Source organism: Alteromonas aquimaris, assembly GCF_026183695.1.
Taxonomy (GTDB): Bacteria; Pseudomonadota; Gammaproteobacteria; order Enterobacterales; family Alteromonadaceae; genus Alteromonas; species Alteromonas aquimaris.
Genome location: NZ_JAPFRD010000010.1, coordinates 338,932 through 361,043, shown reverse-complemented (window position 1 = coordinate 361,043; position 22,112 = coordinate 338,932). Strand labels below are relative to the sequence as shown.

Annotated in this window: 21 protein-coding genes; 9 read left to right on the top strand and 12 right to left on the bottom strand. The window is 43.6% G+C overall.

The window, feature by feature from the left end:
- Positions 1 to 27: 27 nt before the first annotated feature.
- The 3 genes from OPS25_RS09255 to OPS25_RS09245 form a co-directional block, all read right to left on the bottom strand.
- Positions 28 to 1,113 (bottom strand): efflux RND transporter periplasmic adaptor subunit, encoded by a 1,086-nt coding sequence (locus tag OPS25_RS09255; RefSeq protein ID WP_265617430.1) that lies wholly within the window; start codon positions 1,111 to 1,113, stop codon positions 28 to 30.
- Between the two features lie 192 nt (positions 1,114 to 1,305).
- Complete coding sequence (locus OPS25_RS09250) at positions 1,306 to 1,704, bottom strand: OsmC family protein (RefSeq protein ID WP_265617584.1); 399 nt, start codon at positions 1,702 to 1,704, stop codon at positions 1,306 to 1,308.
- Positions 1,705 to 1,709: 5 nt separating this feature from the next.
- Positions 1,710 to 2,546 (bottom strand): CvfB family protein, encoded by an 837-nt coding sequence (locus OPS25_RS09245; protein WP_265617429.1) that lies wholly within the window; start codon positions 2,544 to 2,546, stop codon positions 1,710 to 1,712.
- A gap of 84 nt (positions 2,547 to 2,630) precedes the next feature.
- Between OPS25_RS09245 and OPS25_RS09240 the strand changes: the two genes are divergently transcribed.
- From OPS25_RS09240 to OPS25_RS09225, 4 genes are read left to right on the top strand one after another with little or no spacing between them, the layout of a single operon-like run.
- A complete protein-coding gene (locus OPS25_RS09240; RefSeq protein WP_265617428.1) occupies positions 2,631 to 3,377 on the top strand; it encodes a 5-oxoprolinase subunit PxpA in 747 nt (248 codons plus the stop codon).
- A gap of 11 nt (positions 3,378 to 3,388) precedes the next feature.
- Positions 3,389 to 4,078, top strand: coding sequence for a 5-oxoprolinase subunit B family protein (locus OPS25_RS09235; RefSeq protein WP_265617427.1), 690 nt, complete (start codon positions 3,389 to 3,391; stop codon positions 4,076 to 4,078).
- Positions 4,068 to 5,018 (top strand): 5-oxoprolinase subunit C family protein, encoded by a 951-nt coding sequence (locus tag OPS25_RS09230; RefSeq protein WP_265617426.1) that lies wholly within the window; start codon positions 4,068 to 4,070, stop codon positions 5,016 to 5,018. Before OPS25_RS09235 ends, OPS25_RS09230 begins: the two co-directional genes overlap by 11 nt.
- Before the next feature lie 12 nt (positions 5,019 to 5,030).
- Positions 5,031 to 5,894 carry a D-amino acid aminotransferase gene (locus OPS25_RS09225; protein ID WP_265617425.1) on the top strand — a complete coding sequence of 288 codons (864 nt, stop codon included), beginning with the start codon at positions 5,031 to 5,033 and terminating at the stop codon, positions 5,892 to 5,894.
- Positions 5,895 to 5,965: 71 nt separating this feature from the next.
- On the opposite strand, the gene fur is transcribed toward OPS25_RS09225, so the two are convergent.
- Positions 5,966 to 6,391, bottom strand: a complete 426-nt coding sequence (gene fur / locus OPS25_RS09220) for a ferric iron uptake transcriptional regulator (RefSeq protein WP_265617424.1) — start codon at positions 6,389 to 6,391, stop codon at positions 5,966 to 5,968.
- Between the two features lie 451 nt (positions 6,392 to 6,842).
- On the opposite strand from fur, the gene OPS25_RS09215 reads away from it, so the two are divergent.
- Positions 6,843 to 8,849, top strand: coding sequence for a methyl-accepting chemotaxis protein (locus OPS25_RS09215; protein ID WP_265617423.1), 2,007 nt, complete (start codon positions 6,843 to 6,845; stop codon positions 8,847 to 8,849).
- A gap of 481 nt (positions 8,850 to 9,330) precedes the next feature.
- Here the strand turns inward: OPS25_RS09215 and fldA are convergent, their stop codons facing one another.
- From fldA to OPS25_RS09190, 5 genes are all read right to left on the bottom strand, one after another.
- The gene (gene fldA, locus OPS25_RS09210; protein WP_265617422.1) at positions 9,331 to 9,855 is read right to left on the bottom strand and encodes a flavodoxin FldA; all 525 of its coding nucleotides are present in this window, start codon (positions 9,853 to 9,855) and stop codon (positions 9,331 to 9,333) included.
- A 24-nt stretch (positions 9,856 to 9,879) separates the two neighbouring features.
- The gene (locus OPS25_RS09205) at positions 9,880 to 10,098 is read right to left on the bottom strand and encodes a DUF2788 domain-containing protein (RefSeq protein ID WP_265617421.1); all 219 of its coding nucleotides are present in this window, start codon (positions 10,096 to 10,098) and stop codon (positions 9,880 to 9,882) included.
- Between the two features lie 152 nt (positions 10,099 to 10,250).
- On the bottom strand, positions 10,251 to 11,036 hold the full coding sequence (locus tag OPS25_RS09200) for an alpha/beta fold hydrolase (protein ID WP_265617420.1): 786 nt from the start codon (positions 11,034 to 11,036) through the stop codon (positions 10,251 to 10,253).
- 123 nt (positions 11,037 to 11,159) lie between these two features.
- Positions 11,160 to 11,561: an H-NS histone family protein gene (locus OPS25_RS09195; RefSeq protein WP_265617419.1), complete on the bottom strand. Its 402-nt coding sequence runs from the start codon at positions 11,559 to 11,561 to the stop codon at positions 11,160 to 11,162.
- Positions 11,562 to 11,660: 99 nt separating this feature from the next.
- The gene (locus tag OPS25_RS09190; RefSeq protein ID WP_265617418.1) at positions 11,661 to 13,307 is read right to left on the bottom strand and encodes an electron transfer flavoprotein-ubiquinone oxidoreductase; all 1,647 of its coding nucleotides are present in this window, start codon (positions 13,305 to 13,307) and stop codon (positions 11,661 to 11,663) included.
- A 285-nt stretch (positions 13,308 to 13,592) separates the two neighbouring features.
- Here OPS25_RS09190 and OPS25_RS09185 point away from each other — a divergent pair, with 285 nt between their 5' ends.
- The 4 genes from OPS25_RS09185 to OPS25_RS09170 all read left to right on the top strand — a co-directional run bounded on the left by OPS25_RS09185 (position 13,593) and on the right by OPS25_RS09170 (position 19,912).
- Entirely contained in the window at positions 13,593 to 14,342 is a 750-nt protein-coding gene (locus OPS25_RS09185) for an electron transfer flavoprotein subunit beta/FixA family protein (protein WP_265617417.1), read from the top strand.
- Positions 14,342 to 15,268 carry an electron transfer flavoprotein subunit alpha/FixB family protein gene (locus tag OPS25_RS09180; RefSeq protein WP_265617416.1) on the top strand — a complete coding sequence of 309 codons (927 nt, stop codon included), beginning with the start codon at positions 14,342 to 14,344 and terminating at the stop codon, positions 15,266 to 15,268. Before OPS25_RS09185 ends, OPS25_RS09180 begins: the two co-directional genes overlap by 1 nt.
- 271 nt (positions 15,269 to 15,539) lie before the next feature.
- Positions 15,540 to 16,766: an efflux RND transporter periplasmic adaptor subunit gene (locus OPS25_RS09175; protein WP_265617583.1), complete on the top strand. Its 1,227-nt coding sequence runs from the start codon at positions 15,540 to 15,542 to the stop codon at positions 16,764 to 16,766.
- Positions 16,766 to 19,912 carry an efflux RND transporter permease subunit gene (locus OPS25_RS09170; protein WP_265617415.1) on the top strand — a complete coding sequence of 1,049 codons (3,147 nt, stop codon included), beginning with the start codon at positions 16,766 to 16,768 and terminating at the stop codon, positions 19,910 to 19,912. Before OPS25_RS09175 ends, OPS25_RS09170 begins: the two co-directional genes overlap by 1 nt.
- A gap of 436 nt (positions 19,913 to 20,348) precedes the next feature.
- Here OPS25_RS09170 and infA read toward each other — a convergent pair whose 3' ends face one another.
- The 3 genes from infA to aat form a co-directional block, all read right to left on the bottom strand.
- Positions 20,349 to 20,567: a translation initiation factor IF-1 gene (infA, locus tag OPS25_RS09165; RefSeq protein ID WP_008844395.1), complete on the bottom strand. Its 219-nt coding sequence runs from the start codon at positions 20,565 to 20,567 to the stop codon at positions 20,349 to 20,351.
- Between the two features lie 76 nt (positions 20,568 to 20,643).
- Positions 20,644 to 21,357 (bottom strand): arginyltransferase, encoded by a 714-nt coding sequence (locus OPS25_RS09160; protein WP_265617414.1) that lies wholly within the window; start codon positions 21,355 to 21,357, stop codon positions 20,644 to 20,646.
- The gene (aat, locus tag OPS25_RS09155) at positions 21,354 to 22,097 is read right to left on the bottom strand and encodes a leucyl/phenylalanyl-tRNA--protein transferase (protein WP_265617413.1); all 744 of its coding nucleotides are present in this window, start codon (positions 22,095 to 22,097) and stop codon (positions 21,354 to 21,356) included. The genes OPS25_RS09160 and aat overlap by 4 nt, the downstream gene beginning before the upstream one ends.
- Between the last annotated feature and the right edge of the window lie 15 nt (positions 22,098 to 22,112).

Below are 22,112 nucleotides of genomic sequence, written 5' to 3'. Positions count from 1 at the left end.
GCTCCAAGTATTATTATCTGATGCTAACTAGCTGCTTACCACTTCAACAGGCGCACTGTCTTTTAGATTCTGATGACCAACAGTAACAACGCGTTCTGAGTGTTTTACCCCAGATAAGATCTCTATGGTATTGCCTTCTTCATAACCCAGTGTAACGTCACGTTTTTTTGCCACGCCATCTTCTACGACAAACACACTATTCGTGTTATCGATTGAAATTATTGCCTGGCGAGGCAATAACGTCGCATTTTCGTGCGTATCGTAATTGATTGCTACTTCAGTAAACATTCCTGCCATCAGCTGCGAATTTTCGTTTGGTACATTTAAAGTGACTTTAAATGTACCTGTTTTGGCGTCAATGACCGGGCTGATGCGTTCAATATATGCGGGGATAGCAGTGCTACTTAAAGCGGGTACGATAAGCGAAGCCTGTTGATCTTTGCGGATCCTTGGTAACTCACTCTCTGGTAGATATACGACACCTTGAAATATGTCTTGTTGGACAATATGGAACATGCGTTCGCGTTGAAATGACTCAGTAAGGTTACCTACCTTGGCATTGCGTTCAGCGATATATCCACTGATAGGCGCAACAATAGTGGCTTCTTTCAGATCCAGTTCCGCTAACTTGACAGTTGCTTTAATCGATTCATATTGGGCAGAGAGTTTGTCATAGGTATCATCGCTGACGAGCTTTTTTGAATATACCTTATCTATTTTGGCCAACTCTTGCTCAATGCCTCTTAAATCAGCGCGGGCCTTTTTAAGACTCAACTCATAACGATTAGGGTCGAGCTGAGCAAGAACCTGGCCTTTTTCTACGTAATCACCTTCTTCTACGTAGATGTTTTCAATAATGCCCGACGCACGTGCCACAACAAATGCTTCTTCTTTGGCTTCAAGGATAGCGGTTGTGGTGTAATTTGAAGCAATTTTGCCTAGTCGAGCTTCATACACCTCCACCGGAATCGACAGCACTTTTTGCTCTTCAGCTTTTGCCGATTCAGCGGATAAGGTGGCATCAGCATTACCGCAACCAGTAAGAAGGAAGGGGGAGGTGAAAAGGGCGCTAAACAGAATTGCTTTAGTTATCTTAGTTAGTGGCTTATCCATGGACGTAACCTTTACGTTTTAGTGTCATATAATATGAATAACACCAAATAGCATTCGCTGTGCCATAGATGTAGTTATTAATATTTCTATATTAAATCAACGGGTTACGTATATTCGAGAAGGGGGGTGGAAATCAGCTTAGACACAAAGATAGCTGATTTCGCCAAATGATGGTGTTTATCACCAAATTAGTTAAGTGGTGATAATTTCATAGGATGTTGAGATTTTTACTGCATCTTTCAGCATCAACATTACCGAACAGTATTTTTCAACAGACAAATCAACAGCTCGTGCCACAGCCTTGTCTGTCAAGCCCGTTCCTTCAACCTTATAATGTGCGTGAATTTTCGTGAAAACTTTTGGCGGTGAATCAGCACGTTCTGCGCGTAGCTCACATTCGCAGTGATTGATTTCAAAACGTCCTTTTTTCAATATGTCTACGACGTCGATACTTGAACATGCACCTGTAGCAACCAATACTGACTCCATCGGTGACACGGCTTGTCCGCTGCCATCCATCACCGTTTTATAACCTGAGTCGGTTTGTCCGGTAAAGGTAAGATCTTTGTCCCATTTAACTTGTGCTTGCATGGTACTCATTTTTTCGCAGTTTCCTGGTTAAGTTTTATCATGTTTGGATTGATTGTTATGCGGCGTTGTTTATATAACGACCCAAGCGCCTTTTTATAGGCTCCCTTGCTCACATTGAACCGCTTATAGATATCATCAGCAGGGCTTTTGTCGGTTATTGTTGAGAAGCCTCCATGGGCATCTAAATCATCAAGAATCTGTTGTTCTAAACTCGCTCGACCTTTGTGCAACTTGGGTTGTAAAGCCACATCAATTTTACCATCTTCGCGAATTGTTTTAATAAAGCCCGCTGTTTCATCGCCAATTTGCAAGGGCTTAAAAGCATCGCTTTGAAAAATTAAGCCCAGACAGTTCTGATTGATGAGTATCTTGTAGCCAAGCGGGGTCTTGGCATAAACCTGACAGCGCACTTCATCACCTTCTTTGAGGTAATGGTTCTGCTCCTGATAAAATGGGTGAAGACGTGTGGCACCCATTATTCTGCCCGTTTGCTCATCCAGGTAAACGTGAACTAGGCAACGCATGCCCTGATGGATTGGGAATTCCTGTTGACGGGGTTTTACGAGTAGATCTTTTGCAAGCCCCCAATCGAAAAAAGCACCAAAGTCAGTCACGGAAACGGCCGTAAGCACAGCTGCTTCGTCAAGCATCACTCTGGGAGCGGTGGGAAAAGCAATCAGTTCGCCGTGTTCATCAGTGCCAACAAACACATCGACTTCATCCCCTTGTTTTATGTTAGCGGGTGCATCTTCAATCATCAATGTAACTAAACGATCTGCTTCCTCGGGCGTAGAAAGGTGAAAGCCAAAGGGGAGTTCAGCAGAAACTGTTAGTCGATTCATCTTGCCAATGTTTATCATAAGGGCCATATGTGGATAGAATTACGCATGCAATGATAACTAAATGTAGGGATAAGCTGAACATTTATGAAATTAAATTGTGATTTGGGTGAAAGTTTTGGTGCATGGAGAATGCCGGTGGAGGAGGCAATTATGCCGATAATCGACCAGGCAAATATAGCCTGCGGTTTTCATGCTGGCGACCCGTTAGCGATACAACAGGCGCTAAGGCTAGCAAAACTGCACAATGTGGAGGTGGGCGCGCACCCCGCGTATCCTGATCTGCAGGGATTCGGTAGACGAAGTTTGGCGATGAACGCCGAGGAGATAATTGCCATGTTGCACTATCAGATAAGTGCGTTGCATGGTATGGCCGTATGTGAGGAAATCGCTATCTCTTTCGTAAAACCCCATGGTGCGCTTTACAACGATATGTTGAGGTTACCCTTAGTCCGCCATGCGGTCATGGATGCAGTGGCCAATTTTAAAGGGGCTAACTTAGAGTTGGTTATGCCAGCCCACCCAGATTTCAACTTATTTCAAAAGGAGGGGCTTGATAAAGGGGTGACTATACGTTTCGAAGCCTTTGCTGATCGTTGCTACACCGACCAGGGTGCACTGGTTTCACGTCGTGAGAAACACGCGGTTCTGTCATTCGAGAAAGCCTTACAACAGAGTAAAAAACTTATACAGGAAGGATGTGTTATTACTGAGAGTGGCAATAGTCTGTTGCTGCACGCTGAAACGCTTTGTGTCCATGGTGACACCCACGATGCAATAAAGATGGCGCAAGCCCTGCGTCATCTAATAGACAATCCTGACACAGCTGTCTAGTGAATGTTGGAATGAAATTATTTAAACACGTGAGAAAAATTGAGCATGCTGGGATTGACGGCATGATTGTCTATTTTTCCGGGGATCCACTACTGGCAAATCAACGCGTTCAGCAGTATTTACTCGCCATAACCACCGCTCAGCCTAAGTGGATTAGATCGGTAGTTCCAGCGTACGATTCATTGCTGGTATGTTTCGATTGTTTCAGGGTTGATAGCCACTTTGTCTACCGATACCTTGCCGAACTTGCAGTCGAAACGACTATGCATGAAGAGAGCTCACATCACCAAATTCCTGTTTGGTATAGTGCACCCCAAACGGATGATTTTGAACAAATAAAAAATCATACTGGGCTAGAAAGAGAAGAAATTATCGACCTGCATACCACCCATACTTTCCAGGTATTTGCGGTAGGGTTCGCGCCAGGTTTTGCTTATATGGGAGAGTTACCGGATGAACTCATTTGCCCGCGACTGGCCACCCCTCGTAAAAAAGTCCCGCAAGGCGCTGTCGCAATTGCCGAAAGACAAACTGCTATTTATCCCTTTAGTTCGCCAGGAGGATGGAATTTATTGGGCCTTTGCCCGTGGTACCATAATTTAAACGATCCCGGAGATTTACCTGAATTTGCCGTGGGAGATCACGTTACTTTTTTTGCGATCACGCAGGAACAGTTTGAGGAGATTGCAAGTGACAAATAAATTGCCTATTGGAATTGTCATTGATGACCCCGGTTTATGTGCAATTATTGTCGATAAGGGGCGACTCTACGGGCAGGAACGGGGATTTTCTGAAGCTGGCCCAATGGATGAGGAGGCTTATTTTTGGGCTAACTGGTTGTGTGGCAATGAGGAGTCCGAACCAACACTTGAATGCATTGGATCACTCGCGTTTACGGTTAACGCCTCAATGGCAATCGCGGTCACGGGCCCCGCAGTAAAAGTGGTGATCAATGGAGAGGAGTGTTCTTCGTGGAAAACGCATGCGGTGGTGCCAGCAGATAAGGTAGTGATCTCTGCGGACTGCCCGACGGCAAAAATGTATGTCGCCTTGGGCGGAAAATGGCTGCTAAAACATGTAATGGGCAGCGTGTGCACCGTCATGCGAGAAGGCATAGGCGGCTTACACGGAAATGGTAAACCCCTGGTGACGGGTGATACTATTCCTATCAGAGTAGGTAGCATCGAGAGCAAAGAAGTGCCCGCCTGGCTGATACCTGCTTACGATTCTATGAAACCCATTGATGTCATACCGGGTTACCAGGTTGAGGAGTTTCTACCGTTAGCGCGTAGACGGTTTTTTTCTGCGGATTATAAAGTCACCTCAGATATTAATCGCATGGGGTACCGTCTACAAGGACCAGCGGTGTCCTCTAAGATAAGCAATATGCGTTCAGAAGGGATAAATTTTGGGGCTATTCAATTTCCTTCCGATGGTCAGCCTATCATCATGCTAAGAGATCGCCAGACCCTGGGTGGATACCCTAAAATAGGCTGTGTTGCACCTTATGATATACCGCGATTAGTGCAAACCCCGGTCGATGGTGTAGTGTGTTTCCAAGAGCGCGCAGCGGATGATGCGCGAACCAACTGGCTGCTCGCTAGGTCTAAAAGAGTACGCTATTTAACAGAGAGTTTATAAGAAAAAAATCATATGACGACTATAGCATTTTTAAACCACCAGTATTTGCCGTTGAGTGAAGCCAAAATATCCCCGATGGATAGAGGGTTTTTATTTGGAGATGGTATTTATGAGGTTATACCGAGCTTTGGCGGGCGAATAGTGGGCTTTTCTGCTCATATGCAACGCATGGAAAATGGGTTACGAGCATTGGAAATAGAGAATCCTTTTGATCGTGAAAGCTGGCAGAGGGTTATTCAGTCTTTGTTAGATAAAAATGGCGCGCATTTGGGGCCCAGCATTGGCGTGTACCTTCATGTTAGCCGGGGGATGGAAATGACCCGTAATCATGGCTACAGTGAGAATTTAACGCCAACGGTATTCGCGTTTGCTTTTCGGATACCACCTTCACAGTCGGCGCACCCTGATGAAGTTAAGGGGTTACATGTTTCATTAGCGAAAGATTTGCGCTGGCAGCGTTGTCATATCAAGTCAACGTCATTATTAGGGAACGTTTTGCATTTTCAGGAAGCAAAACGAGATGGTAAGCACGAATCTATATTGTTTAACCACCAAAACGAAATAACCGAAGCCACAACGAGTAACGTGTTTATTGTAGAACAGGGTATTGTAAGGACCCCCCCGCTGGATAATCAGCTGTTACCGGGGATTACTCGAAAGCTGCTCATCGAAAGTTTAATTAATGAAAATATCCAAGTTGAAGAAGTAACTATTTCAACTGAAAAATTAATGAATGCTGACGAAATTTGGCTAACCAGCTCGAGTAAAGAGGTGGCGCCCGTGGTAAGCGTTGATGATAATTTGATTGGAGATGGAAAGCCTGGGCCGCTTTGGCGCAAAGCGTTGCTCGCGTACGATCGCTATAAATTTAACTAAGATTTGTTTTCATTGATCAATACATAAAAAAAGCCTGCTCATGAGCAGGCTTTTTATTAGAAAGAAACTGACTAATCTTGCTCTTCACAATTGCCGAGATTGCATTCACCATATAAATAAAGACTATGGTGAGTGAGAGTCATATTATTTCTCTTGGCCACTTCTACTTGGCGTTGCTCGATGATGTCGTCTTCAAATTCTATAACTTTGCCACACTTTAAACAGACAAGATGATCATGATGTGCTTTATGGCTAATCTCAAAGACTGATTTACCGCCTTCAAAGTGGTGACGATTGAGGATTCCTGCATCATCAAATTGGTTTAGCACGCGGTATACCGTTGCCAGCCCAATTTCTTCCCCGTGTTCGATCAAAATTTTATACACATCTTCAGCGCTAATGTGTTGGTTTTCCGGTTCTTGGAGAATTTGCAAAATTTTCAATCTTGGAAGGGTAACTTTTAGTCCCGCTTTTTTTAATTCTTTATTTTGATCCATAGATTGTAATAGCTGGCTGCTTAAAGATAGCTTCTATTATAGGTAACTTGGTCAGATTTGGAAGTAAAAGCCGCCCAGAAAATGACAACTGCTCAAAATTAGCACGCTCGTTGATGGCGAGTAAGCGGTGTGAAAAAGATGATTAAATCGCCGAATGTTTCTTAAGATTTATAAAAAAGTTACGATAACTTTAATAAAGCTGTATTTTTTGTGGTATAAGTTTTGGGTATTTTAATATCCAATCGTGCACAACCAGAAAACTAATTCAGGCCTAATATGGCGAATAAATTCGTGCGCGTATACTTGTATTAACTTTATCCGTTTACGTGACTTATTTACTAGCAGCCGTCTGCTTTAATTAGTCGGGTAACGTAAAGAAAAGTAAATTCGTTTCCACCCGACAACTCATAATAAAAAGTGGAAATAGGAAACAACATGAGTGAGACATTGCATGCAGTTAACTGTCGTTAAAAAAATCACCTTGGGATTTGCGCTTTTCGGTTGCTTATTATTATTAACCAGTATTTTATCGTACTTTGGCTTGAACGATATTCGTCAGTCAGCTGTGGTGGTGGTAGAAGAAAAAATGCCCGTGCAGGCGCAAATGGTTGAAGTTAAAACCGACATACTTAATCTTGCTCGAATCACCGCAAACGGGTATCACGAATCAACGGCAGAAGGACTGCTTGGTAACCGCAATGAGTTTGAAACCAAAGCTGAAACCTTTGTTCAACAACGTAACCAACTTGTCTCTCTTATCGAATCCAGCGATACGCTAAAATCAGCGGTCGCGTCCAGTGATAAGTATTTAAAAGAAAGCGTTGCGATGTATGAAGCAATTGGACAACGGCTCACGTTAGAGGCGCAATTAGCGACAAAGTTAGAAGAAGTGTTGCGTGTTGCTGACGAGGGGAGTGCGCTGATGCTTGACTTGTCTTATCTGGATAGCGATGACCCAACGGTAAATACATTAATTGGTGCTGGAACAACCATTGACAATAAGCTGCTCACGATGAATACCGCTATCAGCGAGCTAGGTACGACAAATGACGAACAAGTTACGCAAAACATTGTGGAAGATTTAAAGTACCAACTAAGTAATTTGCAAGTAGATAAGGATTATTTAAATAGATTAGCTCAAGATGTGGATGATGGTGGAACTGTGGCTATGTTCAATGAACAGTATGAGCAGCTACTGGATGGGCTGCAGGGAGAGAACAGTCTAGTGTCATTGCAATTGCAAAAGCTGGAGCAAATAGCAGCAAGTAATCGCCATCGCGAATTAGCTTCTGAAGCCCTGAATGTGGCCCTTGAAAATATCAATACCTTGTTTGAAAACGTCCGTCAATCGAGCCTTGATGGACAGAACGACATCTTGGAAACAGTACAAAACAACCTTGTCAGAAATGTCATTGTTTCAGTCTTTGGACTCATTGCCGCAGCAATTCTGGCGGTTATCTCAACCCGCAGTATAGCCAGACCTCTTGCAAGAATAAATCGTGGTTTAACCATGTTGAGTAAAGGTGATCTATCTAAAAAGTTGCGGGACGAAGGTAATGACGAATTTTCCGATTTAGCACGCAAAGTAAACAGTTTAACGGATAATCTGCGTGAGCTTATTGGTAATATTCTAAAACAGGAAAAGCAGCTTATTGCCGTTACCAAAGAAAGTGTTTCTATGGGAGAGCGAAGTTTACAGGATGTTGACCAGCAACGTGAACAGGTGCAACTCACCTCCAGGAATACAGAAAATGTGCAAAGCACCAGCAGAAGTAATCTAGAACAAATTAATCTTGCGATGGAAAAGCTGAATTCGGTATCAAAACAAAGCGATCATATTTTTCAGTTGGTTCAGGAAAACCGTAGGCAGGTTGAAAGTCAGGCTTCTCAGGCCGAAGAGTCTGCTACTATCATCCATCGCTTGGATCAGAACAGCCGCAATATCGGCAGTATTTTAGATGTGATCAAAACCATTGCAGAACAGACTAACTTACTGGCCCTGAATGCTGCTATCGAAGCGGCACGAGCAGGGGAACAAGGTAGAGGGTTTGCGGTGGTGGCAGATGAAGTACGCACCTTAGCCACAAGAACACATGATTCAACTGAAGAAATTGAATCGATGATAGGAAATGTACAACAAGATGCCGCACAAGCAGTAAAAGCCATCAACCTTGGACGTGAACAAGCTAAGGATGGAGTCACCATTACCAGCCAGGTAAGTGAGCAAGTAGACGACATCCGCAAAATTATCGAAGCACTCAGTCAAATAAATCACCATATCGTTGACGATACGCGTATGCAGGATAAGTTACTGGCCGATGTGGCGGATAGTCTGAATACGATTGTCAGCCTGGCCGATTCAAGCGCAGAAAGTACCCGTTTATCAAACGAATCCGTCATGCGATTAGACGCTCAGGTCGAATCTCTCAAACGCGCCGTGGAAAGGTTTACACTGTAGACATTAGCGAGTCGTAGTAAACTATATACACGCACTAACCGCGAGTGAATTTAGTTATTACAGCACGTCCTTTTAGCGACCTTCTCTGATATATCTGCATAAAGCCAGCGTCTTCCCCCGCCCAGGCGTTGGATCCCGTATTCCTCCGCGCAGGTATTATATTCCTTCCTCCGCGCAGGTGTTATATTCCGTCTTCCTCCGCGCAGGTATTATATTCCGTCTTCCTCCGCGCAGGCGGAGGATCTGGTTGTTACTCCTCGGTAATTAAAAAGTGCTTTTTGGGTCTATAACTTCCGTTTAAGAGGTTCCCGCCTGGGCGGGAAGGACGAGCTGATTTGCGTTTGGGAATTCTAGTTGAATTAAATTGCGCTCAGATGAGCGAAGGCGGCTTATGCTAGTTCTTTGTGATGGTAGCGTTAACTCAATAGAAGGGACTCTGGTAAGGCTCTTTCATAAGAAATGAAGTGGAGCCTTCCCCAGGTTAGGCTAATTCTGCTAAACAGAGTTCTTCGTGCAATTGTTTACACCATGTCTTAACACGCTGATCGGTTAACTCTGGCTGACGGTCTTCATCAATCCCTAAACCAACAAAATGGTTGTCATCCTGTAAGCCTTTAGAAGCTTCAAAATCATAACCTTCTGTAGGCCAGGCACCTACTAATATTGCGCCTTTGGGCTCGACAATGTCTCTTATCATCCCCATCGCATCTAAGAAATATTCAGCGTAATCTTCTTGATCACCACAACCAAAGATAGCTACTAATTTATCGGTAAAATCAATCTCTTCCAATTCAGGGAAAAAGTCATCCCAATCACACTGCGCTTCACCATAGTACCAAGTTGGTATGCCAAAAATTAATAGGTCAAAATTTGCGATATCTTCTTTCGTACTCTTTGCAATATCTCGCACATCTATTAGCTGTTTACCTAATTCTTTCTGAATCATCTTAGCAACGTGTTCGGTATTTCCCGTATCGCTGCCAAAAAATAGGCCAACGCTTGCCATATTTAACCTCTTAAAAACTAAAAATTATACCCCAGTACTGAGCCAGAATAACTCAATAACACCTTTTGCCACAAAACCCAATGCGCCCAAACCTAGCACGCCGTAAGCAACAATGCGGCCGATTAACGGAACATCGTTCTTCTTTAACACGTCGTGAACTGCATAGCTCATCAGCGCAAATAGCCCGAATAGGGTTACATACAATACAACGGTTTCAATTGTTTCGTAATTTTCGGCAATCATACAGTTTAATATGTTTTGCTCAATTCGATAGGGCGGCAACTATAGCACAAACTATGTATGTCGCGTAGTGTATAGCTGATATTTGGCAACAGAAAATCATTCGCATTACGTAACTACAAAAAGTGGTTTGGAATAGGTGAAAAAGTTTTAAATCAAACCTGCTGTTCTAAAAAGTGTTCAACACTTCGATTGAATGCCTGTGGTTTTTCGGCATGTAGCCAATGCCCGGCCCCCTGCAATACTTTTGCACTCGAGTTGGGAAAGTATTGAAGTACCTGTGTCTGATGTTTGAGAGTTAAATAATCTGACAATGCACCTTTTATAAAAAGGGTGGGCCCGAGGTAAGACTGCTGACTGGCGGGCCAATCGCAAATATCATCATAATGGGCTATTAGATTTTGCAGGTTAAAGCGCCATTGCCACCTTTTATCATCATCTTGAACCAGACTTTTGAGCAAAAATTGTCTGACACCGACCTCAGGAATGTAAACGGCTAACTGCTTTTCGGCCGCCTTGCGCGTAGTGATTTGCGTTAACTCAACATTGTTCAGACCTTGAAAAACCTGACGGTGACGAGGGGGATACCGCACTGGCGCTATATCAGCAACAATTAAGCCTTTAACCCTATCCGGCATTGCTAACGCCAATTGCATTGCCAGTTTCCCCCCCAGTGAATGACCGAGAACATAGCAGGTTTCTATCTGATGGGCTGTTAAGGTTGAAGCCAATAAATCAACCCACAGCTTAAAAGAAAAATGATCAAGCTTGAGTGAACCGCCGTGATCAGGTAAATCGATATTCAAGATATTATAGGATGATGCAAAGTGGCGTTTTACCACGGCAAGATTATCCAGACTTCCAAATAATCCATGAAGAAGAATTAACCAGGGGGCATTTTTATCAATTTGATGCTTTTCAGCATGTAATGTTTCTAACATATCAATATATTTTCGCAAGAATAAATATTAGGCAGGTGGCTGAGCCACCTGCCTAATACATGGTTATTAGAATCCGTTTTTGGTTATGGAAACGGTAGAGCAGAAAATATCGGCAAAAGGGATTTAAATAGAAAAGTTTTCTAATTTTTTACCTTTTTCTAAAGCTTCTTTAAAGACTTTAGGCATCCGGCCTATGCCAGTCCAAGAGTGAAGTTCACCTTGGTTGTCTTTAATTTGGTATTTGACAGGCCGTTTCTTTTTAGGTTTACCCGTGGTACCCTTAACCGCATTTAGCTTCTGCAAATCTTCAAAGTTCACACCCATTGCTTTCATCTGAGAATGTATTTTTTCAGCGCTGGCAAGTCGTTCTTTTTCTTCTTGTTGAAGTTTCTCTTCTTTAGCCTTTTTCTTTTGTAATATTGCATTCAATTTTTGCTGAACGTCTTCTAATTCAGCGATGGTTAAATCTTTAACGGCTCCCTGTAAACGTCTTCCATGGGTCAGTACATTTAAAAAATCATTCATTTAAAAGCCTTAAAATTTGAACACCAGTCCAAATTTATATTATGTAAAATTGACCTAAAAAAAAAGCGGATATTATCCGCTTTTTAAAATTAATTAACTTTACATATTTGGATAATTTGGTCCACCCGTACCTTCCGGTGTTACCCACCGAATATTTTGTGAAGGATCTTTTATATCGCAGGTTTTACAGTGTATACAGTTTTGCGCATTGATTTGAAATTTTGGTTGGCCCGCTTCTTCCACCACCTCATAAACACCGGCCGGACAGTACCGTTGTGCTGGCTCGTCAAATTTAGGTAAATTTACTTCAATCGGAATTGATTCATCTTTTAACTGCAAGTGACAAGGTTGGTCTTCTTCGTGATTGGTGTTTGAAAGGAAGACAGACGACAGTTTATCAAAACTCAACTCGCCATCTGGCTTCGGATATGAAATTTTTTCGTGGGCGTCAACGGTTTCCATTTTCGCGAAATCTTTGGTGTCATCTTTAAGGGTGACAAACATATTACCCCCGAAGAGATTTTGCTCAATGGTATTAAATGCTCCACCCCAGAAATTACCGAATTTATGAATAGCAGGACCAAAATTACGGGATTTATAGAGCTCTTCGTGCACCCAAGATTGTTTGAATTTCTCCGAAAATGAAGTAATTTCAACAGGAGCGCTATCAGCTTCATTTAAGGACTCGAAAATAGCTTCGGCGGCCAACATTCCCGATTTCATCGCTGTGTGATTGCCTTTGATTTTCGCGAAGTTCAGTGTGCCTGCATTACAACCCACAAGTAAACCCCCAGGGAAGGTCATTTTAGGTAGCGAGTTCAACCCTCCTTTGGTGATGGCCCTGGCACCATAGCATACTCGTTTTCCCCCCTTTAGATACTGACTAAACAAAGGGTGGTGCTTTAATCGCTGAAACTCGTGAAAGGGGCTTAAATAAGGATTTTTATAATCTAAATCGACAATTAGGCCTACCAGGACCTGGTTGTCTTCAGCATGATACAAATAACTACCACCTGAGGCGCTATCCAATGGCCACCCGGCGCTATGTACGACCAAACCTGGCTGGTGTAAGGATGGGTCAATATCCCAAATTTCTTTAAATCCGATTGCGTAATGCTGGGCTGTGGCTTCCTTATCAAGGTCAAATTTCTCTATGAGCTCCTTACCCAGATGGCCCCGGCTTCCTTCCGCAAAAACGGTGTATTTTGCACGCAATTCCATCCCTGGCATGTAACTATCTTTGCGTTCACCATTGGCACCCACTCCCATGTCCCCAGTGATAACGCCGCCCACACTTCCGTCGTCATTGTAAATAATTTGTGCGGCTGGGAAACCGGGAAACACTTCAACGCCTAAAGATTCTGCTTGTTCTGCTAGCCAACGACAAACGTTACCCATGGAAACGATATAATTGCCATCGTTATGCATGGTTTTAGGCGTCATAGCAATAGGAAGTTTTTTCGCATCATTCTCGTTAGAAAGCAGGTAAATTTCATCTTTGGTAACCGGTGTATTAAGCGGCGCTCCTTTTTCTTTCCAATCAGGAAAAAGTTCGTTCAGTGCCCGGGGCTCAAATACTGCACCTGAAAGGATATGGGCCCCAACTTCAGAGCCTTTTTCAACCACGCAGACCATGAGCTCCTGGTCATTTTCTTTCGCCAATTGCATCAATCGACAGGCAGTTGAAAGTCCTGCTGGGCCTGCACCAACAATCACCACGTCAAATTCCATCGATTCTCGTTCCACAACCGGCTCCTCATTTTCGTTATTTATATCTGCACTATAGCTGAAAGCAGCAATGCAGTTGTCAATTTTATGTAATTATATTGGGTGGGAAAGGTAAAGCAGGTTGACGTTTACGTCAACAGTAAGTACATTTCAATCCAGTTTACGTTAACGTAAACTCCCTACATAAGATAAGGCATAGGTAAGTAATGTGTTTTTGTCGTGTTTTTTTAAATAGATCCAACCAAATAATTGGATAACACGTAAGATCCGCAATGCCTTAAAACTCAACGATTGAGGTAAATCATGAAAATACTCGTCCCGGTAAAACGAGCTATCGATTATAACGTCAAGGTGAGAGTAAAAGCCGATGAATCCGGCGTCGACCTGACTAATGCAAAAATGGCGATTAACCCATTTTGTGAAATTGCGGTTGAAGAAGCCGTACGTTTAAAAGAAAAAGGCGTAGCCACAGAAGTGGTTGTCGTCTCGATAGGTGACAAAAGTTGTCAAGAGCAGATTAGAACCGCTTTAGCTTTAGGTGCTGACCGTGGCCTGCAGATTGAGGTTGATAGCAACTTGGACTCACTTCAAGTCGCCAAGTTGCTTGCGAAAGTGGTCGAAGAAGAACAGCCCCAGTTGGTTATTTTAGGGAAGCAAAGTATCGATTCTGACAATAATCAGACCGGTCAAATGCTAGCTGCGTTAACCGGCATGCCGCAGGGGACATTTGCATCTGAAGTGACCATTGAAGGCGACAAAGTCAATGTCACCCGTGAAATAGATGGTGGATTGCAAACTGTCGCGCTCAATCTACCTGCAGTCGTCACTACCGATTTACGCTTGAACGAACCTCGTTACGCATCACTACCTAATATTATGAAAGCCAAACGTAAGCCTTTGGATGTTAAATCTGCTGCTGACTATGGCGTGCCGTTGGAATCCAAGGTGAAAATTATCAAAGTAACACCACCGCCTAAGCGTGAGGGTGGGGTAAAAGTAGCAGATGTGGCAGAACTGGTTGATAAACTCAAAAACGAAGCGAAGGTGATCTGATGTCTATTTTAATTTACGCTGAACACGATAATATTCATCTTAAGCCTGAGACTGCTAAAGTTGTTGGTTCTGCTGCGAAAATGGGCGATGACATTCACGTATTAGTGGTGGGTGAAAATTGCCACGCGGTGGCAGAGACTGCTGCAAAAATAGATGGGGTTAAAAAAGTGTTATTGGCAGATAATGCTGCCTACGGTCACCAACTTGCAGAAAACATTGCAGATCTAATGGTTTCATTGGCACAGGGATACACCCATATCCTTGCCGCCGCCACTACTACAGGCAAGAACTTTATGCCTCGGGTTGCTGCTTTGTTGGACGTAGCACAAATTTCTGATGTTATTGAGGTAGAAACTGCTGATACCTTTGTGCGCCCGATTTATGCAGGAAATGCTATCGCGACGGTACAATCAGAGGACACGGTAAAAGTGTTGACAGTGCGAGCATCGGCATTTGATTCGGTTGGATCAAATAATTCTGCGCCCATTGAAAGTATCGATGAAGTAATAGAAGCGGAGAAATCAGCATTCGTCAAAGAAGAATTAACTGAATCCGAGCGTCCTGAATTAACAGCTGCAGAGGTCGTTATATCTGGTGGGCGCGGCATGCAGAATGGTGAAAACTTTAAGTTGCTTGAAGGTATTGCAGATAAACTTGGCGCAGCTATAGGGGCATCGCGTGCAGCAGTGGATGCGGGTTTTGTACCTAACGATATGCAAGTGGGGCAGACAGGTAAAATAGTTGCACCACAGCTTTACATTGCGGTGGGCATATCGGGAGCAATACAGCATTTGGCCGGTATGAAAGATTCAAAGGTTATTGTTGCTATTAATAAAGATGAAGAGGCGCCTATTTTTCAGGTCGCTGATTACGGGCTGGTAGCCGACCTATTTGAAGTTTTGCCTGAATTGGAGAGTAAACTTTAAAAAGTCCTCCGTAAAATTCAGCTTTTAACTAAAAAAGGTGGCACATTGTAGTGCCACCTTTTTTATTTCTCTAATACACATTTTCTAACAATCTATCACAAGCCTCTTTTAAATATTCCCGATAAACTAACCTGTGCATTTTTAAGATAAATGTATGACAGTGGACCTGTATAGCAGACAATAAAAATTTAACCGCTGTTATGGTGTGGATGTAAAAGTCACACGTTATTACACATTCCAGTTAATTGCCTTAAAGGGAAAAAGAATGGCATTGCGAAATTCCATGTTAATGAAAAGCGGTATTCCTTTACTTATCATTCTAGTTGCAATTTTTGCGGCGGCACTTTTGATTAGTGCAAAAAAGCCTCCAGAGCAAAAACCTGTAGAAACGAAGGCGTTTTTAGTCGACGCCCAGCAGATCAACAGCGAAGACGTACGCTTCAAAGTATATTCGCAAGGGAATGTGTTACCAAAGCACCAAACCAATATCAGTACGCAGGTAAGCGGAAAAGTTGTGGAAGTCTCTGAAACGTTTGTGGCGGGGGGCTTATTTAAAAAAGGGGATCTTCTGGTTCGCCTGGAACAGGAAGATTACGCTACTGATCTTAAGTTGGCAGAAGCAGAGTTAGCGCAGGCTAAAGCTGCCCTAACCGAAGAAAAGGCACGAAGTAAAGTGGCTGAGCAAGAATGGCGTTCGGTAAACTCCACTGTCGCCCCAGAACTAGGGCTGAGAAAGCCTCAGTTAGCTACCGCACAGGCGAATGTAAAGGCGGCTGAAGCAAAATTTGAACGTGCTAAGCGCAACCTTAAGCGCACAGAAATAAGAGCACCATATGACGGTTTAGTGGTTTCACGAAATGTTGATTTAGGTCAGTTTATCTCAACTGGTTCTATTGTCGGCAGCATTTATTCAACCGACCAAGCTGAGATACGACTGCCTATTCCAGACAGCGAGATGGCGTTTATTGACCTTAAACGTCAAATAAATAAGGCCGCACCAGTTACCCTGACAGCCTCGGTGGCAGGAAAGAAAAAAGCGTGGGAAGCTGAGCTTGTTCGTTCAGAAGGAATTCTAGATGCGGGGAGCCGTGTTATCTATGTTATCGCTCAACTGGACGACCCATATGCCAGAGAAGACATTGATAAAACGCCACTAAGGTTTGGCCAGTTTGTACAAGCTGAAATTACCGGAACTCAATCTCAACGATTATTTGTGCTGCCGCGAAATGTACTTCGCCTTGACAATACTGTGTTACAGGTTACGGACGCCCGCGAAGTCAAAATCAGTCCGGTAGAAGTAGTGCGTACAAACGCCCAGCATGTTTATATTTCATCAGGTTTGGATGAAGAGAGTCAGGTTATTACCAGCGCTGTACCTAATCCTTATGATGGGATGAAAGTGCGTTTACCCGGTGATGAAGTTCCTGCAAGTGCATCTCCAGAGAATGACAAAGAGGATGATACTTCCAGTATTGCTGCACAAGAGGCGGCCAACTGATGGATAAAATCGATACTCAGCATGGCATCATCGCATGGTTTGCTCGCAATTCGGTCGCAGCTAACTTATTGATGTGGATCCTCATTGTTGGTGGGATAATGGGCGCCTTCGGTATCCAGAAGCAAATTTTCCCTGCGTTCGACATCAATATTATCAATGTAAGGGTACCGTATTTAGGGGCGGCGCCTCAGGAAGTGGAAGAAGGTGTCATTGTTAAAATAGAAGAGGCGGTAAAAAACCTTGAGGGCATAAAACAAATCACCTCGACCGCTACTGAGGGAATGGGAACAGTTTCCATAGAAGTAGAAGAAGACTATGACGTTCAAGATGTTTTGGACGAAGTTAAGGTGCAGGTGGATGCGATTCCTACCTTTCCGTTGAATACAGAAAAGCCTGTGGTTTACCGGCAAAAGATTCAGCAGGATGTAATTTGGGTGTCGGTATATGGTGATGCATCGGAACGCGAACTTAAAGAGTTTGCCAAAGACATGCGGGATACCATCGCTAATCTGCCGGGCATTTCCAGTGTGGAAGTAGTTGGAGCGCGAGACTATGAGATATCCATCGAGTTGTCGGAAGTTGATCTGCAAAAGTACAACCTAACCTTCGCTGAAGTTGTCAACAAAATCAGACAATCTAGTATTGATTTACCTGGTGGTTCAATTCGTACCGAAAATGGCGATATTTTGCTTCGAACAAAAGGGCAGGCTTACACAGGTTGGGACTTCGCACAAATCGTGTTACTCAATAACGAAGCAGGAAGCCGGGTTAGTCTAGGTGATATAGCGCGTATTAATGACGGTTTTGTACAGGAAAATCAGTATTCTTTGTTCGACGGCAAACCCTCCGTAAGTATGCGGGTCAGAGCCGTTGGCGACCAAAATGCGCTGGAAATATCCAAAGCCGTGAACGGATATATTGAAGAGGCAGAAAAGACGTTTCCTGCTCACATTAAAGCCGCCACATGGGGGGATAGCTCATTTTATCTCGCCGATCGCCTGAACATGATGCTGGAAAATATGTTTTTTGGCGCGTTGTTAGTATTTTTGGTTTTGTCGCTATTTTTGAAGATCAAGTTAGCATTCTGGGTAATTGTAGGTTTACCGGTTTGCTTCTTAGGTACGCTGCTTGTATTGCCACTTGATATGGTTGGTGTCTCAATTAACCTGTTAAGTTTGTTTGCGTTTATTCTTGTACTGGGGATAGTGGTGGATGACGCCATTATAATGGGCGAGTCGGCGTATTCTGAAATTGACCGCAAAGGTCATAGTACCGACAACGTTATTGCAGGAGTTAAAAAGGTGGCCATGCCCGCGACCTTTGGTGTACTAACCACTATCGCTGCCTTTTCACCCATGCTAATGGTTTCTGGTCCGTTTGGCGTAATTTGGAAAACCATAGGCGCAGTGGTCATTATCTGTTTAATATTCTCATTAATTGAATCGAAGTTAATTCTGCCGGCTCATTTAGTGCATATGAATATGAAGCCTTATGACCCGCAAAAAGCTAACCGATTACAACGATTCAGAGATATCTTTAGTGAAGGCATTAAAACCTTCGTAGAGTATCGTTACGCCCCATTTTTAAAAAAGGCGATAAAAAATCGCTACACGACCCTTGCCACGTTTATAGCGATGTTGATTTTAACCATAGGCTTATTTGGTGGGGGCTTGGTAAGATTTGTGTTTTTCCCTGATATTCCGAGCGACTTCATGATGGCGACGGTAGAAATGGAACCTGGCTCATCACTTTCACAACGTGACAACGCCATCGCCAGTTTGCAAAAAGCGATGCATCGCATGGATGATAAAATCAAAAAAGAAAATGGTGAAAAGGTGGTGCAACACGCTATCGCCTTTGATACTGGAAACCTTGGGGGGCAAATCTTTGTGGAACTCACTAAGGGTGAAAATCGAGACATGACGGATTTCGACATCCATCAAAAGTGGCGTGATGAAATGGTGGAAATCCCGGGGGTTAAGTCATTCAATATTGGTGCGCCCGGTGGACCAGGAGGAGGGGCTGACTTAAGTTTCGAATTTTCCTCTAATGATATCGAAGCCCTGCGAAGCATCAGTGATGAACTCAAGGACAAACTAGCTACTTACGATGGTGTTGCAGATATTAATGATACGTTTGCCGGCGGCAGTGACGAAGTTCAGCTCTCCCTTAAAGCTCAAGCCGATGCCCTTGGAATTACCTTGCAACAATTAGGTCAACAAGTACGCTATGGTTTTTACGGTGCTGAGGTTCAACGTTTACAGCGTGACGAAGAAGAAATCAAAGTTATGGTTCGTTATCCGGAATCTGAGCGCAATTCAATTGAACATTTAGAATCAATGCGGGTCAGAGCGCCCAACGGTGATGATATACCGTTTGAAGAAGTGGGAGAAATGACCGTAGGCAAAGGCTTTGATTCGATTATTCGGGTAGATGGTGATCGATCTGTTACGGTGACGGCGAAGGTAGATAAAGCATTGCTTGATCCTAGCGAAGTTACTCGAGAAGTCATTACTACCGTTATGCCAGAGTTAAAAGCACGCTATCCTCAGGTCAACTTTCAGTTGCAAGGAGCGTCAAGAGAGCAGGGCGAAGCGATGCTCAGTCTAGCTAAAGGCTTGCTCTTCGCATTATTCGCAATTTATGCATTGTTGGCCATTCCGTTACGCTCATATTCGCAGCCTTTAATCATCATGTCAGTGATACCCTTTGGTATTGTCGGAGCTATTGTTGGACACCTTTTGTTGGGTAAAGCGGTGAGTGTGTTGTCTATCTGCGGTATCATCGCACTATCCGGGGTAGTCGTTAATGACAGCTTGATTATGGTGGACTTCGTTAACCGTGCGCGGAAAGAGGGACATAGCCTAATAGAAGCAGCGATAAGTGCTGGAACACAACGCTTCAGAGCGATAATTCTGACATCGCTGACAACATTTATGGGCTTGCTCCCTATTGTTTTTGAGCGTAGCTTACAGGCGCAAATAGTGATACCGATGGCGATATCTCTGGCTTTTGGTATTTTGTTTGCCACCGTTATCACGCTGCTGTTAGTTCCATCTCTGTATCTTATCCTTGACGATGTACGCGGATTATTCAGGAAACGCCAGAAAGAGAAGGTGACTGACACTGTCTCTATCCCGCAATAGGCAGTCAAAACGGAGTACTAGCACTAACCCGCTTTGTTTGCCGGAGTCGGTCAGGGGCAAGGGTTTAAAGCGGGCGGCATTTATCGGCGTGGCGGGGGCTAGTACCCAAACACCCTAGAACGGGAGAAAAACCCATGTTGGGGAACAGGCAATCGGGGCGATGCTTATCTACGCGGCCAAATGATAAAGGGGGCCAGAGACGCCATGCAGATAGTCGGTTATGAAATCGATAAAGCCAGTCAGTGGTGTCAGCAATACTTCTCGCTAGTTATCTAAAACAATGTCTGGCAATCGGAGAGGGCCATATTTGGAATTAATGGCGGCTGTTAAAATACTGATGAACCTGGATTACCGGCATTTGACATAAGAAAAAGCCTCACCTGTTAGCAGGGGAGGCTTTGTACTTATCGAGATTTATTGCTGATAGGCACAATGCTTATCTGGCACGATAGATTATACGACCTTTCGTTAAATCGTAGGGTGTCATTTCAACCGTCACTTTATCGCCAGTTAAAATACGAATATAGTTTTTGCGCATTTTTCCCGAAATATGAGCAGTCACTACGTGACCGTTTTCAAGCTCTACGCGAAACATGGTGTTTGGCAGGGTATCCAATACCGTCCCTTCCATTTCGATACAATCTTCTTTTGCCATTGAAAGCAGTTACCTCAGTAAGTCTATATTTTTTGCCGCGCAGACATTAACCAATCTGGCTCCATGTGTAAAGCGCTTAGGCCGATTTTTTATCTATTCTACACCATTTTCCTTCACTAAACCTCTCGTGAGGTAAAAAACGTGTCTTATAATTCATTTTTTTACATCCATCTACCTGATAGCCTAAGTATAGCCAATTTTTATTTAGCCGGGCTGCAAACTTAATTTGTTGCAAAATCATGAAGGTGCCGATTGACCGGTCCGCGTATGCCGGGTTAAAAAAAGTATAAAGCGCTGAGAAACCGGAATGACCAAAACCATCTTCAATAACGTCAGTTACCGCAACAGCAATTAATTGTTGATCGTCATACGCTTCAATAAACATAGGCGGTTGCCACGAACAGGTAATAAAACTTTCAAATTGCTCTTCACTGGGCGGGTACATGCTGCCATCTATATGGCGAGTCGAAATGTAGTTTTCGTAAAGTGGATAATATGATGGTTGAGGAGCGCTGCTTAGTACCGTTCTAATCATTTTATTGCGAGAAAGAATGCGTTTTTGACTTTTTGAGGGAACAAATTGAGAAACAGGCACCCTTATGGATTCGCAGGCGTGACAGTGTGGGCAGTGAGGCCGATAAATTTGTTCACCACTGCGGCGAAACCCCACTTGAATAAGTTGCGCATAACGGTAAGCGATAAGTTTTTCTTCACCAGCAAACACAAGTAGCTGCTCATGTTCGTCGGGCAGATAACTACATGAAAAAGCTTGCGTGATGCCAAATTTCATGGCGTGATTTCCTGTGCTTTCCAGGCATCACAATATGCATCAAGTAAATATCCCTCTTCGTCTACTGTCGCATTATTTTTGTGCAATGAATGAATAAATTGGTCACGCTGCACGGTTTTGGCTCCCAGACTCTTTAAATGCGGAGTAGGAAGCTGACAATCAATAAATGCCATTTCAAATTTTTGCATATGTTTTACCAAAGCCATTAATGCAAGTTTCGAACTATCTGTGCGCGTGTGAAACATTGATTCACCACAAAAAACCTTGCCAATTCCCACGCCGTACAGTCCCCCTACCAGTTGGTCTTCATCCCACACTTCAACCGAATGGGCGAGTCCAGATTCGTGCAACGCACGATAAGCAGTGACCATATCCTCGGTAATCCAGGTACCGCTAAGCTCAGTGCTCCCTGGCAGGTGGCGAGGAATTTCAGCACACTTTGCAATTACCGCCTTAAAGTTCCGATTAAGGGTTACCTGGTAACGCTTTTTATTGGCTAACTTACGTAAGGAGCGAGAAATATGAAACTCATTTAAATAAATAATAGCGCGCGGATCAGGGGACCACCAGAGAATAGGTTCTTCTTCGCTAAACCACGGAAAGATACCCTGTGAGTAAGCAGTAAACAGACGACTCACATCGAGTCCGCCACCAAACGCAAGTAACCCGTTTGGCTCGTCAAGAGCAGTCGATACCTCAGGGAAGGGACTTTTAGGATGTAGATACGGAATTTCAATCATAGGTAAAGAGATGGA

Bases quoted from the DNA above. Each gene is read 5' to 3' on its own strand.
- OPS25_RS09205 (WP_265617421.1), bottom strand. From the start codon at position 10,098: ATGATTGCCGAAAATTACGAAACAATTGAAACCGTTGTATTGTATGTA.
- OPS25_RS09245 (WP_265617429.1), bottom strand. From the start codon at position 2,546: ATGAATCGACTAACAGTTTCTGCTGAACTCCCCTTTGGCTTTCACCTT.
- OPS25_RS09200 (WP_265617420.1), bottom strand. From the start codon at position 11,036: ATGTTAGAAACATTACATGCTGAAAAGCATCAAATTGATAAAAATGCC.
- OPS25_RS09215 (WP_265617423.1), top strand. From the start codon at position 6,843: ATGCAGTTAACTGTCGTTAAAAAAATCACCTTGGGATTTGCGCTTTTC.
- fur (WP_265617424.1), bottom strand. From the start codon at position 6,391: ATGGATCAAAATAAAGAATTAAAAAAAGCGGGACTAAAAGTTACCCTT.
- OPS25_RS09170 (WP_265617415.1), top strand. From the start codon at position 16,766: ATGGATAAAATCGATACTCAGCATGGCATCATCGCATGGTTTGCTCGC.
- OPS25_RS09255 (WP_265617430.1), bottom strand. From the start codon at position 1,113: ATGGATAAGCCACTAACTAAGATAACTAAAGCAATTCTGTTTAGCGCC.
- OPS25_RS09235 (WP_265617427.1), top strand. From the start codon at position 3,389: ATGAAATTATTTAAACACGTGAGAAAAATTGAGCATGCTGGGATTGAC.
- OPS25_RS09185 (WP_265617417.1), top strand. From the start codon at position 13,593: ATGAAAATACTCGTCCCGGTAAAACGAGCTATCGATTATAACGTCAAG.
- infA (WP_008844395.1), bottom strand. From the start codon at position 20,567: ATGGCAAAAGAAGATTGTATCGAAATGGAAGGGACGGTATTGGATACC.
- OPS25_RS09250 (WP_265617584.1), bottom strand. From the start codon at position 1,704: ATGCAAGCACAAGTTAAATGGGACAAAGATCTTACCTTTACCGGACAA.
- aat (WP_265617413.1), bottom strand. From the start codon at position 22,097: ATGATTGAAATTCCGTATCTACATCCTAAAAGTCCCTTCCCTGAGGTA.
- OPS25_RS09240 (WP_265617428.1), top strand. From the start codon at position 2,631: ATGAAATTAAATTGTGATTTGGGTGAAAGTTTTGGTGCATGGAGAATG.
- OPS25_RS09195 (WP_265617419.1), bottom strand. From the start codon at position 11,561: ATGAATGATTTTTTAAATGTACTGACCCATGGAAGACGTTTACAGGGA.
- OPS25_RS09180 (WP_265617416.1), top strand. From the start codon at position 14,342: ATGTCTATTTTAATTTACGCTGAACACGATAATATTCATCTTAAGCCT.
- fldA (WP_265617422.1), bottom strand. From the start codon at position 9,855: ATGGCAAGCGTTGGCCTATTTTTTGGCAGCGATACGGGAAATACCGAA.
- OPS25_RS09160 (WP_265617414.1), bottom strand. From the start codon at position 21,357: ATGAAATTTGGCATCACGCAAGCTTTTTCATGTAGTTATCTGCCCGAC.
- OPS25_RS09225 (WP_265617425.1), top strand. From the start codon at position 5,031: ATGACGACTATAGCATTTTTAAACCACCAGTATTTGCCGTTGAGTGAA.